The 14,463-nt window shown below is 40.9% G+C and carries 16 protein-coding genes; 7 read left to right on the forward strand and 9 right to left on the reverse strand.

The genetic code is table 11. From position 1 onward, the window contains the following. Positions 1–101: 101 nt before the first annotated feature. Both pcrA and radC read left to right on the forward strand, forming a co-directional pair. On the forward strand, positions 102–2,393 hold the full coding sequence (pcrA, locus tag HT685_RS00370) for a DNA helicase PcrA (RefSeq protein WP_173225869.1): 2,292 nt from the start codon (positions 102–104) through the stop codon (positions 2,391–2,393). Between the two features lie 42 nt (positions 2,394–2,435). Beyond that, entirely contained in the window at positions 2,436–3,116 is a 681-nt protein-coding gene (gene radC, locus HT685_RS00375; RefSeq protein ID WP_033688879.1) for a DNA repair protein RadC, read from the forward strand. On the opposite strand, the gene HT685_RS00380 is transcribed toward radC, so the two are convergent. From HT685_RS00380 to HT685_RS00410, 7 genes are all read right to left on the reverse strand, one after another. Beyond that, entirely contained in the window at positions 3,113–3,802 is a 690-nt protein-coding gene (locus HT685_RS00380; RefSeq protein ID WP_173225871.1) for a gamma-glutamyl-gamma-aminobutyrate hydrolase family protein, read from the reverse strand. The two genes, radC and HT685_RS00380, sit on opposite strands and share 4 nt — an antisense overlap. Before the next feature lie 17 nt (positions 3,803–3,819). Beyond that, positions 3,820–4,461, reverse strand: a complete 642-nt coding sequence (locus HT685_RS00385) for a redox-sensing transcriptional repressor Rex (protein ID WP_000653417.1) — start codon at positions 4,459–4,461, stop codon at positions 3,820–3,822. Between the two features lie 82 nt (positions 4,462–4,543). Next, a complete protein-coding gene (locus tag HT685_RS00390) occupies positions 4,544–4,759 on the reverse strand; it encodes a DUF4649 family protein (RefSeq protein ID WP_173225873.1) in 216 nt (71 codons plus the stop codon). A gap of 7 nt (positions 4,760–4,766) precedes the next feature. Next, a complete protein-coding gene (locus HT685_RS00395) occupies positions 4,767–5,114 on the reverse strand; it encodes a DUF1831 domain-containing protein (protein ID WP_000863540.1) in 348 nt (115 codons plus the stop codon). Positions 5,115–5,118: 4 nt separating this feature from the next. Further along, the gene (locus tag HT685_RS00400; protein WP_173225875.1) at positions 5,119–6,234 is read right to left on the reverse strand and encodes a cysteine desulfurase family protein; all 1,116 of its coding nucleotides are present in this window, start codon (positions 6,232–6,234) and stop codon (positions 5,119–5,121) included. Between the two features lie 9 nt (positions 6,235–6,243). Further along, positions 6,244–7,203 carry a ribose-phosphate diphosphokinase gene (locus HT685_RS00405; protein WP_049524085.1) on the reverse strand — a complete coding sequence of 320 codons (960 nt, stop codon included), beginning with the start codon at positions 7,201–7,203 and terminating at the stop codon, positions 6,244–6,246. Positions 7,204–7,315: 112 nt separating this feature from the next. After that, positions 7,316–7,885 carry a CYTH domain-containing protein gene (locus HT685_RS00410; RefSeq protein WP_173225877.1) on the reverse strand — a complete coding sequence of 190 codons (570 nt, stop codon included), beginning with the start codon at positions 7,883–7,885 and terminating at the stop codon, positions 7,316–7,318. Positions 7,886–8,013: 128 nt separating this feature from the next. Between HT685_RS00410 and HT685_RS00415 the strand changes: the two genes are divergently transcribed. The 4 genes from HT685_RS00415 to pta are packed head-to-tail and all read left to right on the forward strand — an operon-like array spanning position 8,014 to position 11,398. Further along, entirely contained in the window at positions 8,014–8,685 is a 672-nt protein-coding gene (locus tag HT685_RS00415) for a GTP pyrophosphokinase family protein (RefSeq protein WP_173225879.1), read from the forward strand. Further along, positions 8,669–9,487, forward strand: a complete 819-nt coding sequence (locus tag HT685_RS00420; RefSeq protein WP_033677288.1) for an NAD kinase — start codon at positions 8,669–8,671, stop codon at positions 9,485–9,487. Before HT685_RS00415 ends, HT685_RS00420 begins: the two co-directional genes overlap by 17 nt. Further along, positions 9,484–10,380: an RluA family pseudouridine synthase gene (locus tag HT685_RS00425; RefSeq protein WP_173225881.1), complete on the forward strand. Its 897-nt coding sequence runs from the start codon at positions 9,484–9,486 to the stop codon at positions 10,378–10,380. The genes HT685_RS00420 and HT685_RS00425 overlap by 4 nt, the downstream gene beginning before the upstream one ends. Positions 10,381–10,423: 43 nt before the next feature. Next, positions 10,424–11,398: a phosphate acetyltransferase gene (gene pta / locus HT685_RS00430; RefSeq protein WP_173225883.1), complete on the forward strand. Its 975-nt coding sequence runs from the start codon at positions 10,424–10,426 to the stop codon at positions 11,396–11,398. Between the two features lie 137 nt (positions 11,399–11,535). Here pta and pepT read toward each other — a convergent pair whose 3' ends face one another. Continuing rightward, positions 11,536–12,759, reverse strand: a complete 1,224-nt coding sequence (gene pepT, locus HT685_RS00435) for a peptidase T (RefSeq protein WP_173225884.1) — start codon at positions 12,757–12,759, stop codon at positions 11,536–11,538. Between the two features lie 153 nt (positions 12,760–12,912). Here pepT and hemH point away from each other — a divergent pair, with 153 nt between their 5' ends. After that, positions 12,913–14,007 carry a ferrochelatase gene (gene hemH / locus HT685_RS00440; RefSeq protein ID WP_173212363.1) on the forward strand — a complete coding sequence of 365 codons (1,095 nt, stop codon included), beginning with the start codon at positions 12,913–12,915 and terminating at the stop codon, positions 14,005–14,007. 41 nt (positions 14,008–14,048) lie between these two features. Here the strand turns inward: hemH and mscL are convergent, their stop codons facing one another. Beyond that, complete coding sequence (gene mscL, locus HT685_RS00445) at positions 14,049–14,426, reverse strand: large conductance mechanosensitive channel protein MscL (protein WP_000916792.1); 378 nt, start codon at positions 14,424–14,426, stop codon at positions 14,049–14,051. Between the last annotated feature and the right edge of the window lie 37 nt (positions 14,427–14,463).

Here is a 14,463-nt window from a genome sequence, read left to right on the forward strand (position 1 = left end):
ATATAAGAAGTTGCCTTCTACACGTAACCAGTCTAGTTAAAGATATTTTCCTTGATTTTTGATATAATAGAAATATTGACTTCAAGAGTAAGGAAGAGAAGATGAACGCATTATTAAATGGAATGAATGACCGTCAGGCTGAGGCGGTGCAAACGACAGAAGGTCCCTTGTTGATCATGGCGGGGGCTGGTTCTGGAAAGACCCGAGTTTTGACCCACCGTATCGCTTATTTGATTGATGAAAAGCTTGTCAATCCGTGGAATATCTTGGCTATTACCTTTACTAATAAGGCTGCGCGTGAGATGAAAGAGCGTGCTTATAGCCTCAATCCAGCCACTCAGGACTGTTTGATAGCGACCTTTCACTCCATGTGTGTGCGTATTCTGCGTCGCGATGCGGACCATATTGGCTACAATCGTAATTTTACTATTGTGGATCCTGGTGAACAGCGAACTCTTATGAAACGCATTCTTAAGCAGTTAAACTTGGATCCGAAAAAATGGAATGAACGGAGCATTTTAGGAACTATTTCCAATGCTAAGAATGATTTGATTGATGATGTGGCTTATGCTGCCCAAGCTGGAGATATGTACACGCAAATCGTGGCCCAGTGTTATACAGCCTATCAGAAAGAGCTTCGTCAGTCGGAGTCGGTTGACTTTGATGATTTGATTATGCTGACTCTGCGTCTCTTTGATCAAAATCCTGATGTCTTGACCTACTACCAGCAAAAATTTCAGTACATCCATGTTGATGAGTACCAAGATACCAACCACGCACAGTACCAATTGGTTAAACTCTTGGCTTCCCGTTTTAAAAATATCTGTGTGGTTGGGGATGCTGACCAGTCCATCTACGGTTGGCGTGGTGCTGACATGCAGAATATCTTGGATTTCGAGAAAGATTATCCCCAAGCCAAGGTTGTTTTGTTGGAGGAGAATTACCGTTCCACCAAAATCATTCTCCAAGCGGCCAACGAGGTCATTAAAAACAATAAAAACCGCCGTCCTAAGAATCTCTGGACTCAAAATGCTGATGGGGAGCAAATCGTTTACTATCGTGCCAATGATGAGCTGGATGAGGCTGTATTTGTAGCCAAAACCATCGATGAACTTGGTCGGAGTCAAAACTTCCTTCACAAGGATTTTGCAGTTCTCTATCGGACTAATGCCCAGTCCCGTACTATTGAGGAAGCCTTGCTTAAGTCCAATATTCCTTATACAATGGTCGGAGGAACCAAGTTCTACAGCCGTAAGGAAATCCGCGATATTATCGCTTATCTTAATCTTATTGCCAATTTGAGTGACAATATCAGTTTTGAGCGTATTATCAACGAGCCTAAACGTGGAATTGGGCCAGGTACAGTTGAGAAAATCCGTGACTTTGCGAATATGCAAGATATGTCCATGCTAGATGCTTCAGCTAATATCATGTTATCTGGTATCAAGGGTAAAGCAGTCCAGTCTATCTGGGATTTTGCCAATATGATTCTAGATTTACGAGAGCAGCTAGATCAATTAAATATTACAGAGTTGGTTGAGGCCGTCCTAGAAAAAACAGGTTACGTCGATATTCTAAATGCTCAAGCGACCTTAGAAAGCAAGGCTAGGGTTGAAAATATTGAAGAGTTCCTTTCTGTGACGAAAAACTTTGATGACATCTCTGATGGGCCAGAAGAGGAAACTGGTCTGGATAAACTGAGTCGTTTCCTAAATGATTTGGCCTTGATTGCAGACACAGATTCAGGCAGTCAGGAGACATCAGAAGTGACCTTGATGACCCTGCATGCTGCCAAAGGTCTTGAGTTTCCAGTTGTCTTTTTGATTGGGATGGAAGAAAATGTCTTTCCGCTTAGCCGTGCAGCTGAAGATCAAGATGAATTAGAAGAAGAACGCCGTCTGGCCTATGTAGGAATTACGCGTGCAGAGAAAATTCTCTATCTGACCAATGCCAACTCGCGCCTGCTTTTTGGTCGTACCAACTACAATCGTCCGACTCGTTTTATTAACGAAATCAGTTCAGACTTACTTGAGTATCAAGGGTTGGCTCGTCCAGCAAATACAAGCTTTAAAGCATCATATAGTAGTGGTGGCCTTGCCTTCGGTCAAGGTATGAGTTTGGCGCAGGCCCTCCAAGACCGTAAACGCAGTGCTGCTCCAAAAACTATCCAGTCAAGCGGTCTCCCATTTGGTCAATTTATAGCTGGCACAAAATCAGCGTCTAGCGAGGCAAATTGGTCTATTGGTGATATTGCCCTCCACAAGAAATGGGGAGAGGGAACTGTTCTGGAAGTTTCAGGTAACGGAGCTACTCAGGAATTAAAAATCAATTTCCCAGAAGTAGGTTTGAAAAAACTTTTAGCTAGTGTAGCCCCAATTGAGAAAAAAATCTAATTTTCCATCCTTCTCACGAATAATAAAGTGAGGAGGATTTTTATGTACAGTATTTCATTCCAAGAAGATTCACTATTGCCAAGAGAAAGACTAGCCAAGGAAGGAGTAGAAGCGCTCAGTAACCAAGAGTTGCTAGCTATTTTACTTAGGACAGGAACACGTCAAGCCAGCGTTTTTGAAATTGCCCAGAAAGTCTTGAACAACCTTTCAAGCCTAACGGATTTGAAAAAAATGACCCTGCAGGAATTGCAGAGTCTGTCTGGTATCGGTCGTGTTAAGGCTATAGAGTTGCAAGCTATGATTGAATTGGGGCATCGTATTCATAAACATGAGACCCTTGAAATGGAAAGTATTCTCAGCAGTCAAAAGTTGGCCAAGAAGATGCAGCAGGAATTGGGACATAAAAAACAAGAGCACCTGGTGGCGCTCTATCTCAATACTCAAAATCAAATCATCCATCAACAGACCATTTTTATCGGTTCTGCAACTCGTAGTATCGCTGAACCGCGAGAGATTCTTCACTATGCCATCAAGCATATGGCGACTTCACTCATCTTGGTTCACAATCATCCTTCGGGAGCAGTAGCTCCTAGCCGGAATGATGATCATGTCACTAAACTTGTCAAAGAAGCCTGTGACCTGATGGGAATTGTCCTCTTGGACCATTTGATTGTCTCACATTCTAGTTACTTTAGTTACCGTGAAAAGACGGATTTAATCTAAAGGTCATTAACGACATAGTCAAAGAGGTTTTTATCTTTGGGACGATTTTCAAATAGAAATTCTGGGTGCCATTGGACACCGAGAAAGGGAACATCATCCGTACTCATGACAGCCTCAATGATACCATCTTTAGGATCATGAGCTGCAATCTTTAAATTTGGTGCTAAATCCTTGATGCTCTGGTGGTGGAAGGAGTTGATATGGGAAATTTCTCCATAGATTTCTCGAAGAACTGTATCAGGCTCTGTCACCAAGCGTTGAGTTGTGTACTCGGCAGAACAATCCTGCCAATGGTCTTCGATATCTTGGTACAGAGTTCCGCCCATGGCAACGTTAAAAAGCTGAGTCCCACGACAGACAGAGAAAATCGGCTTTTGCTGTTTGATAGATTCCTTGATGAGGGCTAGTTCGAAGATATCTCTTTGAAGGTGGTAGTCATCGCTATCAATGGTTTTTGGTTCACCATAGAATTTTGGATCAACATTTTGCCCACCTGTCAAGATGAGCTTGTCAATCATACTGATATAGTGGCAGGCCATTTCTTGATCACCAATCGGTAGGATGATGGGAATCCCTCCAGCGTCTTTAACGCCTTCAACAAAGCCTTTTGCTGCGTAGCTCATCATGATGTCATCATCAGGATGAGTTTTTTCGTTTCCTGTAATCCCTATAACTGGTTTTTTCATAAAATGATTTTCGCTTTCTAATCCTCTTTTCGCATGAAATAGAGGAGGGTTTGGAGTTCACTTGTCAAATCGACATACTGAACGACCACATCTTTTGGTAAATGCAGATGGACTGGTGAAAAACTAAGAATTCCTTTTACGCCAGCATCAACCAAGAGATTAGCGACCTCTTGTGACTTGACGCTGGGAACGGTCAGGATAGCAGTCTTGACATCAGCATCCTTGATTTTATCCTTGATTTGAGAAATTCCGTAAATGGGAATCCCGTCAGGAGTTTGGGTACCGACTTCAGGATGGTCATCTAGGTCAAAGGCCATGATAATCTTCATCTTGTTACGCTCGTGGAAGCGGTAGTGGAGAAGGGCATGGCCCATATTTCCAATACCTACTAGCATGACATTGGTAATGGAGTTATCATTGAGCAAATCGGCAAAAAACGTCATCAGTTTTTTGACATCATAGCCAAAACCACGACGACCTAGTTCACCAAAATAGGAAAAATCACGACGAACTGTCGCTGAATCAATACCGATAGCCTCTGCAATTTGTTTAGAGTTGGCACGTTCAATCTTTTCTGCATGAAATCTCTTAAAAATTCGATAGTAGAGAGAGAGTCTTTTCGCTGTAGCTTTTGGAATAGCAGACTGTTTATCTTTCACAAAATCACAACCTTTCTATTCTTCTATTTTATAGAAACATTGTGAAAAAATCAACAAAAACAAGAAAAAACTAAGAAAAATCTTAGTTTTGTTGTAAAAAATCTGCATGTGATAGAAAACGGTAGAGGTCTCCGACCAGACCTTGGTAAACTTCCTGCCCTTTAAAGGTCAAAGAAGTTACATAAAGTGTATCTGGCAGAGTCACACATCCTGACAGAGCTAGCATGAGAGCCTCATAATCTTCATACTTGAGAGTCCGCTCTACATGATAGCTGTCTTTATAGGTCAGTTGAAACATATGGGACCTATCTTTCAGATTTTGTAAAGACACCACGTTCTACTAAGCTATCCATGAGGAAGTAGAATTTTTCCTGATGAATGTGGTGGTCTTCTGATTTGAAAATATCAACCAGACGAAGACCAAACTTGTCAGTGATATTGATTTTAGCCCCTGTAAGTTCCTTGTTAATGATGATTTTGAGTTGGAAGCCTTCACCACTGTTTGGCACTTTTTCCAAAAGGCGAGTCAGTTCATAGTTACCAACCTTAGTCTCAAAAAAGGTGTTATCTTTGAGGGTGAATTTTTTAACAGAAGGGCTAAGAGTGTAGTCGTAACGACAATTTTTTAACTGAATGGTTTTTTCAAATGCCATATGGCTAACCTCCGATAATTTCTTTTAAGGTTTTTGCGAGGGTTTGTAGGTCTTCAACAGTATTTTGTGGCGACAAACTGATGCGAACGGATTCCTTCAAGCGTTCTGAATTTGCTCCGTACATGGCTTCAAGAACATGGCTGGATTGGACAATGCCTGCCGTACAGGCTGAGCCAGTAGAGATTGAAATTCCAGCCAAATCTAGACGAAGGAGTAAGAGATCATTTTTCTGTCCAGGAAATCCAATATTGAGAACATAAGGGAGATGGTGTTCGCCTCTATTCAGGTAATATTGAATGTCCTCTAGCTCTGCCAGAAAGGCAGTTTCTAGATTTTGTACATGTTGGAAATGTTCTTCTTGTTTTTCTAGGTCTTCTTTTAGGGCTGCAACCATACCCACGATGGCAGCTAGATTTTCAGTTCCGGCTCGTTTTTTCTGTTCTTGGTCTCCGCCATGAAGATAGGAATCAAAGTCCATGCTAGATGCGTAGAGAAAACCGATTCCCTTAGGACCATGGAACTTGTGGGCAGAAGCAGTGAGAAAATCAATGCCCAATTCTTCTGGGTGTATAGGGATCTTACCAATAGCCTGAACAGCATCGACATGATAGGCGGCTGGGTGTTGCTTGAGTATTTGGCCAATTTCAGCAATGGGCAGTAGGTTTCCAGTTTCATTATTGGCGAACATGGTAGAAACCAAAATCGTATCATCACGTAAGGCCTTTTGAATTTGTTGGGCTGTGATTTCTTGATTTTCTGGTTGGATAATGGTTGCTTCAAAACCAAAGTGTTGAACCAAGTAATCAATGGTTTCAAGGACGGCATGGTGCTCAATGGCAGTTGTGATGATATGTTTTCCTTGTTCTTGATGACGAAGGCAGTAGCCAATGATGGCAGTATTGTTGCCTTCAGTCCCACCAGAAGTGAAAAAGATATGTTGAGGTTTTGTCCCCAGTAACTGAGCTAGTTCCTGACGGGCTTCTCGCAAGAGTTTACCAGCTTGACGACCATGACCATGAATACTAGAAGGATTTCCATAGGTTCCTTGCATAAGCTCGGTCATAGCTGAAATAGCAACTGCTGACATAGGAGTCGTCGCAGCATTGTCCAAATAAATCAAAGAATCACCTTATTTCTTTTTGTTGTAGGCAAAGAGTGGGCTGACTGGTTTTCTTTCGTGGATACGGACGATAGCATCACCAATTAACTCACTAGCAGTGATGTAGCATACATTTTTAGGAGTTTTTTCTTTTGTTGCTACTGAATCAGTCACAAGAATTTCTTTAATCTTAGTATTGTCAAGAAGTTCAGCAGCTCCCTCGACGAAGAGACCGTGGCTGGAAACAGCATAAATTTCTGTAGCCCCTTCACGTTCAACGATTTTAGCAGCTTCAGAGAAGGTGCGGCCTGTATTTAAAATATCGTCAATCAAGATAGCTTTTTTACCTTCAACATCACCGATGATATAACCTTCGTTGCGAGTTGCATCGTCTTGAGGGTAGTCGATAATGGCGATAGGAGCATCAAGATATTCAGCCAGGCTACGAGCACGTTTCACCCCTGAATTTTTAGGGCTAACGACAACAACATCTGAACCAAGTAGGCCCTTATCGCAGTAATGTTTTGCAAATAGGGGAACTGTGAAAAGATTATCGACTGGAATATCAAAGAAACCTTGAACCTGAACGGCATGCAAATCAAGAGTCAGGATACGATCAACCCCAGCCTTAACCAGCATATTGGCAACTAGTTTTGCTGTAAGTGGCTCACGAGGACAAGCAATGCGGTCTTGACGTGCATAGCCAAAATACGGAAGGACAACGTTGATACTGTGAGCACTTGCACGCACACAAGCATCAACCATGATTAACAATTCCATTAGGTGGTTGTTAACAGGAAAGCTTGTAGATTGGATGATGTAAACATCGTATCCACGAACACTCTCTTCGATATTAACTTGGATCTCTCCATCAGAAAATTGACGTGATGATAGTTTTCCAAGCGGTACACCAACAGCTTGTGCAATTTTCTGTGCAATCTCTTGGTTAGAGTTGAGTGCGAAAAGTTTCATATTTTTTCTATCTGACATTATAGACCGTCCTCTGTAAACTTTATAAATCCTAGTTATATCTGTCTTACCTATATGAACTGGGATTTGTGTATTTTTATCTTTTATATTTTACCAAAAAATGAAGATTATTTCAGCTATTTTTCATGCTTTTGACAAATCGAACTAATTTTGAAGGAGCTTTTTGATAAGCAATCTGATTTTCCTCTAAAAATTGCTGGAAATCTTGTTTGCCTTGCTCGTGATTTTCCACTTCAAGCTCCAATTCGTAATCTGTCATATCAAAGTATTGACTCTCATCTAGCGCCATGAGACCAATAGCTGTTTGCATTTCATAGCGAAGCGTTGTTAGACAACCAAGAACCTGCCACTTTTTACTTTGGATACCATGTTTCACCAATTCATCCACTACTAGCCCTTGAGGAAGTTCTTCCTTAGCCAGATAGTTTTCAGCATCTTTTAGTTGCAATTTTTGATTGTATTCCATGTTTCCGATACTTTGTGGGACTTTGAGTGTCAATTCTGCCCAGTCTTCAAAAGTTCGAATGCGCATAGCAACTTTCTTTTCTCGCAGTTCAAAATTAGGCGTGTCGATGTAGTAATTTTTTTGAAGAACAGGAGTGATACCAGTGAACTGCTCTTTTAGACGATCATATTCATCTTTTTTCAATAGTGTTTTCAATTCAATTTCTAAATGTTTCATTTTTCTTACCTTTTCTTTATCGTTGAAAGCGGATTTATGGTATAATAAGCATTGTATTTATTGTATATGAATCTGGAGAAAAAATCAAAGATATTTTTGAAGGATAATATGAGAACAAGGGAGAATATATGACCTTAGAATGGGAAGAATTTCTAGATCCTTACATTCAAGCTGTTGGTGAGTTAAAGATTAAACTACGTGGTATTCGGAAGCAATATCGCAAGCAAAATAAGCATTCTCCGATTGAGTTTGTGACTGGTCGAGTCAAGCCAATTGAAAGTATCAAGGAAAAAATGGCTCGACGTGGTATTACTTATGCGACCTTAGAACACGATTTACAGGATATTGCTGGTTTGCGTGTGATGGTCCAGTTTGTAGATGACGTCCAAGAAGTTGTGGCTATTTTGCGCAAGCGTCAGGATATGCGGATCGTACAAGAGCGAGATTACATTACTCATCGAAAGGCTTCAGGCTACCGTTCCTATCATGTGGTAGTAGAATATATGGTTGACACTATCAATGGTGCTAAGACCATATTGGCGGAAATTCAAATACGTACCTTGGCCATGAATTTCTGGGCAACGATAGAACATTCTCTCAACTACAAGTACCAAGGGGCTTTCCCAGAGGAAATTAAAAAGAGACTGGAAATTACTGCCAAAATTGCCCATCAGTTGGATGAAGAAATGGGTAAAATTCGTGATGATATCCAAGAAGCCCAGGCACTTTTTGATCCTTTGAGTAGAAAATTAAATGATGGTGTAGGAAACAGTGACGATACAGATGAAGAATACAGGTAAACGAATTGACCTGATAGCCAATAGAAAACCACAGAGTCAAAGGGTTTTGTATGAATTGCGAGATCGTTTGAAGAGAAATCAGTTTATACTCAATGATACCAATCCAGATATCGTTATTTCCATTGGTGGGGATGGCATGCTCTTGTCGGCCTTTCATAAGTACGAAAATCAGCTTGACAAGGTACGCTTTATCGGTGTTCACACTGGACATTTGGGCTTCTATACGGACTACCGTGATTTTGAGTTGGACAAGCTAGTGACTAATTTGCAGCTAGATACAGGAGCAAGAGTCTCTTACCCTGTTCTAAATGTGAAGGTCTTTCTTGGAAATGGTGAAGTGAAGATTTTTAGAGCACTAAATGAAGCTAGTATCCGAAGGTCGGATCGAACAATGGTAGCAGATATTGTCATCAATGGTGTTCCCTTTGAACGTTTTCGTGGAGACGGGCTAACAGTTTCGACACCGACTGGTAGTACAGCCTATAACAAGTCGCTCGGCGGAGCTGTTTTACACCCTACCATTGAAGCTCTGCAGTTGACAGAAATTGCCAGCCTTAACAATCGTGTTTATCGAACGCTGGGTTCATCTATTATTGTTCCTAAGAAGGATAAGATTGAACTCATTCCAACGAGAAACGATTACCATACCATTTCGGTTGACAATAGCGTTTATTCCTTCCGCAATATTGAGCGAATTGAGTATCAAATCGACCATCATAAGATTCACTTTGTCGCATCGCCGAGCCATACCAGTTTCTGGAATCGTGTTAAGGATGCTTTCATCGGCGAGGTGGACGAATGAGGTTTGAATTTATCGCAGATGAGCATGTCAAGGTTAAGACCTTCTTAAAAAAGCACGAGGTTTCTAAGGGGCTGCTGGCTAAGATTAAGTTTCGAGGCGGAGCTATTCTGGTCAATGACCAACCGCAAAATGCAACCTATCTATTGGATATTGGAGACCGAGTTACCATTGATATTCCCGCTGAGGAAGGTTTTGAAACTCTCGAAGCTATCGAGAGACCATTAGACATTCTCTATGAGGATGACCATTTTCTAGTCTTGAATAAACCCTATGGAGTGGCTTCTATTCCTAGTGTCAATCACTCCAATACCATTGCTAATTTTATCAAGGGTTACTATGTCAAGCAAAATTACGAAAATCAGCAGGTTCACATTGTAACTAGGCTTGATAGGGACACTTCTGGCTTGATGCTCTTTGCCAAGCACGGATATGCCCACGCACGATTAGACAAGCAGTTGCAGAAGAAGTCCATTGAAAAACGCTACTTTGCTTTGGTTAAGGGGGATGGACATTTGGAGTCGGAAGGAGAAATTATTGCTCCGATTGCGCGTGATGAAGACTCCATTATCACTAGACGAGTGGCTAAAGGTGGAAAGTATGCCCATACATCCTACAAGATTGTAGCTTCTTATGGAAGTATTCACTTGGTTGATATTCGCCTGCATACTGGTCGAACCCACCAAATTCGAGTCCACTTTTCTCATATTGGTTTTCCTTTGTTGGGAGATGATTTATACGGTGGTAGTCTGGACGACGGCATCCAACGTCAGGCCCTGCATTGCCATTACCTATCCTTTTATCATCCGTTTTTAGAGCAAGACTTGCAGTTAGAAAGTCCCTTGCCGGATGATTTCAGCAACCTTATTACCCAGTTATCAACTAATACTCTATAAAAACTGATTCAGAGTATAATTATTATCTTAAAGGAGAAAACTCATGGAAGTTTTTGAAAGTCTCAAATCCAACCTGGTTGGTAAAAATGCTCGTATCGTTCTCCCTGAAGGGGAAGAACCTCGTATTCTTCAAGCAACTAAACGCCTGGTAAAAGAAACAGAAGTGATTCCTGTTTTGCTTGGAAATCCTGAAAAAATTAAAATTTATCTTGAAATTGAAGGGATCATGGATGGTTATGAAGTCATTGACCCTCAACATTATCCTCAATTTGAAGAAATGGTTGCTGCCTTGGTAGAGCGTCGCAAGGGCAAAATATCTGAAGAAGATGCACGCAAGGTTTTGGTTGAAGATGTCAACTACTTTGGTGTTATGTTGGTTTACTTGGACTTGGTTGATGGAATGGTATCAGGTGCGATTCACTCAACAGCTTCAACAGTTCGCCCAGCCCTACAAATCATCAAAACTCGTCCAAATGTGACTCGTACTTCAGGAGCCTTCCTCATGGTTCGTGGTACGGAACGTTACCTATTTGGAGACTGTGCTATCAATATCAATCCAGATGCAGAAGCCTTGGCTGAAATTGCCATCAACTCAGCAATCACAGCTAAGATGTTTGGTATCGAGCCTAAAATTGCTATGCTAAGCTATTCTACTAAAGGTTCAGGGTTTGGTGAAAGCGTTGATAAGGTTGTGGAAGCTACTAAAATTGCTCACGACTTGCGTCCTGATCTTGAAATCGATGGTGAGTTGCAATTTGATGCGGCCTTTGTTCCAGAAACTGCAGCTTTGAAAGCTCCTGGAAGTACAGTAGCTGGTCAAGCAAATGTCTTCATCTTCCCAGGTATCGAGGCAGGAAATATCGGATACAAGATGGCAGAACGTCTTGGTGGTTTTGCGGCTGTTGGACCTGTTCTACAAGGTTTGAACAAGCCAGTTAACGACCTTTCTCGTGGATGTAATGCAGATGATGTTTATAAGTTGACCCTTATCACAGCAGCCCAAGCTGTTCATCAATAAAGAGAAGCGCCACTAAATAATTCGCATTTATAATCAAAAAACGCACAGTATCAGGAGCCGAAAATGATACTATGCGTTTTATTGTGTGAAGATTTACTTCATTTTCTCTTAAAATTGAGTTTTTGCCCAGCCCATTTTTAGTCTTTATAAGCTACGATACCAATGATGGTATCAACTGCACGTTCCATAGTCTGAAGGCTAACGTATTCAAAACGTCCGTGCATATTCTCGCCACCAGCAAAGATATTAGGGGTTGGGATTCCCATAAAGGAAATCTTAGAGCCGTCTGTCCCTCCACGGATTGGTTCGATTATAGGAGTGATCCCCAAATCTTCCATAACGGCTTTAGCAATGGTAATTGGAGTCATATCTTTTTCAATGACTTCTTTCATATTGTAGTACTGGTCTGTCAAGTTGAGAGTGACACGGTCGCTACCAAGTTCTTGATTCATCTTATCAGCGATAGACTGCATTGCTGCTTTACGAGCTTCAAAGGCATCTTTTTCAAAATCGCGAATGATGTAGCTTGCACGCGCCTCTTCGACACTACCTGTCACATCCATTAGATGGTAAAAACCTTGGTAACCATCCGTTAACTCAGGTCGGTCATTCTCTGGAAGTTGATTATGAAAATCAATTGCTAACTGAAGGGCGTTGACCATCTGACCTTTGGCAGTACCAGGGTGGACATTGCGTCCTTGGAAATGCAATTCAGCACCCGCTGCTGAAAAGGTCTCGTACTGAAGCTCACCTAATGGACCACCATCAACAGTGTAGGCAAAATCCACATCAAAATCTTCTGCATCAAATTTATTGGCACCAACACCGATTTCCTCATCTGGACCAAAACCAACACGAATCTCACAGTGCTTGATTTCAGGGTGGGCAGTCAGATATTCAATAGCAGTCATAATTTCAGCAATTCCTGACTTGTCATCAGCACCTAGTAAGGTTGTTCCATCGGTTGTGATGAGCGTTTGTCCTGGATATTTCTCAAGACTCTTAAAGTCAGCTGGATCGAGTTTGAAACCAGAATTCCCTAGTTCAATCACACCACCATCGTAGTTTTCAATTACCTGAGGATTAACTCCTTCGGCATTAAAATCAGCAGTATCCATGTGGGAGATGAAGCCAATTTTACGTGTTAAAGATGGATCATTGGCTGGCAAGGTACCAATCGCAAAACCATTTGGAAGGTAGTAGACGTTTTGCAGTCCAACACGTTTCATTTCAGGGATCAGGACATTGGTTGCGAAGTCAACCTGACTCTGTGTACTTGGAGTAGTAGTAGAGTGTTCATCAGAGCGTGTGTTGACCTTAACGTAGGTTAAGAAGCGGTCCAAGAGATTGGGGTAAGTCATAAAAAACTCCTTTTGAATTCATTTTTTCCATTGTATCATAGAAAGAAAAGAAAAACAAAAGACAGAAGTTCGGGAAATTCGCTATGTTGGCGTTTACTTATTAATGGATAAATGATAAAATAAACTTGATAAAAATATCACAAGGAAGCAGTTATGAAAAAAGCAATTTTAATGATGACATTCGGTTCGCCAGAAGAGATTACCTTTGAAGGTGTGGCTGATTTTTTCACAAATATTCGTCGCGGAGTGAGACCTCAAGACCACGAGATTCAAACTCTCTATGATAATTATGTACGAATTGGAGGCACGCCTCTGCAAAGAATTACCCGTGAAGAGGTTGCCTTGGTAGAAGCTAGACTGGGAAATGAATATAGTGTCTATTTTGCCAATAAATTTTCCAAACCCTTTATCCCAGATGTGATTGGTCAGATGGAAGCAGACGGCATTGAACAGTGTATTTGCTTGATTTTGGAGCCTCATTATTCTTTTTACTCTGTCATGGGCTATGAGAAATTTTTAGAAAGCAAGCAAATTCAATTTTTGGTCATTAAGGACTGGTATCAGGAAGAAGAGCTCTTAAACTATTGGGCAGATGAAATTGCTAAGATTTTAAAAGAAGAAGTAAAGCAGGATAGCTTTAAAGTCATCTTTTCAGCCCACAGTGTGCCCATTTTTGCCTTGGATTTTGGTGATCCCTATATCGATCAAATTTTTGAAAATAGCAAGTTAGTCGCTGAAAAACTAGGTTTGAGTTCCGAACAATATACCAACACTTGGCAGAGTGAAAGTGATATCGGTATTCCATGGATTAAGCCAGATGTTTTGGAGTATCTCAGAGAACAGACAGAACATCCAGACCATTATATTTTTGTTCCTATCAGCTTCATTAGTGAGCATATTGAGGTCTTGTTTGATAATGATGTGGAATGTTATGAGTTATGTCAGGAATTGGGTGTAAACTACCATCGTCCACCAATGCCAAATACGGATTCTCGCTTAATTGCTGCCTTGATTAATACAGTCAGAGCCAATGAACATCAAGAGTTTAAGGAATTTCTTCCAGAAGAAGAAACCTTTGATGAGTTAGTTCCTTCAGATGAGACGAAAAATATTTTGGCTGAATCTCAAGATTTACAAATGCCTGAATTTGTGAAAAAACTAATTGAGAAAAAAGGTCGGGAGAATGTCAAGATGCCTTATCTTATCAAGAAGATGCTAGAAAAAGCAGGCAAGTTACCCAAAGAGTAAAGAAAAAAGGATTTAGCTTTGTGCTAGATCCTTTTAAACGATTATTTTTTCTCAAGAAGAGCTTTGATTTCTTGAAGGACTTCCAATTCGGTTGGTTTTTTTTCGTCAGTTTTTTCTTCCTTTATGCCAGTCAGTTTCTGTGCTTTTTCAATACCCTTGATAATAAAGAAGAGGGCGGTACCCACAAAGATAAAATTGATAATAGCACTTAAAAAGTTACCATAGCCGACTCCATGCCAAGAAAGTTGAGCGATACGTTCGACTTTAGCAGCTTTCAAAGCTGGATTTAAAATAAGAGGAGTGATAATGTCGTTTACAAGTGAAGTAACGATAGCACCAAAAGCAGAGGCAATGACAACACCGACAGCAAGGTCAATAACATTTCCTCGAAGCAAGAATGATTTTAGATTTTTTAACATACTGTTTTCCTTTCAACGTTTCGTGTTTCATTGTATC

Source organism: Streptococcus sp. 5004, assembly GCF_013276755.1.
Classification (GTDB): domain Bacteria; phylum Bacillota; class Bacilli; order Lactobacillales; family Streptococcaceae; genus Streptococcus.

Coding starts and splice junctions, on each gene's coding strand:
- pcrA (WP_173225869.1), top strand. CDS start 102: ATGAACGCATTATTAAATGGAATGAATGACCGTCAGGCTGAGGCGGTG.
- radC (WP_033688879.1), top strand. CDS start 2,436: ATGTACAGTATTTCATTCCAAGAAGATTCACTATTGCCAAGAGAAAGA.
- HT685_RS00380 (WP_173225871.1), bottom strand. CDS start 3,802: ATGAAAAAACCAGTTATAGGGATTACAGGAAACGAAAAAACTCATCCT.
- HT685_RS00390 (WP_173225873.1), bottom strand. CDS start 4,759: ATGTTTCAACTGACCTATAAAGACAGCTATCATGTAGAGCGGACTCTC.
- HT685_RS00395 (WP_000863540.1), bottom strand. CDS start 5,114: ATGGCATTTGAAAAAACCATTCAGTTAAAAAATTGTCGTTACGACTAC.
- HT685_RS00405 (WP_049524085.1), bottom strand. CDS start 7,203: ATGTCAGATAGAAAAAATATGAAACTTTTCGCACTCAACTCTAACCAA.
- HT685_RS00410 (WP_173225877.1), bottom strand. CDS start 7,885: ATGAAACATTTAGAAATTGAATTGAAAACACTATTGAAAAAAGATGAA.
- HT685_RS00415 (WP_173225879.1), top strand. CDS start 8,014: ATGACCTTAGAATGGGAAGAATTTCTAGATCCTTACATTCAAGCTGTT.
- HT685_RS00420 (WP_033677288.1), top strand. CDS start 8,669: ATGAAGAATACAGGTAAACGAATTGACCTGATAGCCAATAGAAAACCA.
- HT685_RS00425 (WP_173225881.1), top strand. CDS start 9,484: ATGAGGTTTGAATTTATCGCAGATGAGCATGTCAAGGTTAAGACCTTC.
- pta (WP_173225883.1), top strand. CDS start 10,424: ATGGAAGTTTTTGAAAGTCTCAAATCCAACCTGGTTGGTAAAAATGCT.
- pepT (WP_173225884.1), bottom strand. CDS start 12,759: ATGACTTACCCCAATCTCTTGGACCGCTTCTTAACCTACGTTAAGGTC.
- hemH (WP_173212363.1), top strand. CDS start 12,913: ATGAAAAAAGCAATTTTAATGATGACATTCGGTTCGCCAGAAGAGATT.
- mscL (WP_000916792.1), bottom strand. CDS start 14,426: ATGTTAAAAAATCTAAAATCATTCTTGCTTCGAGGAAATGTTATTGAC.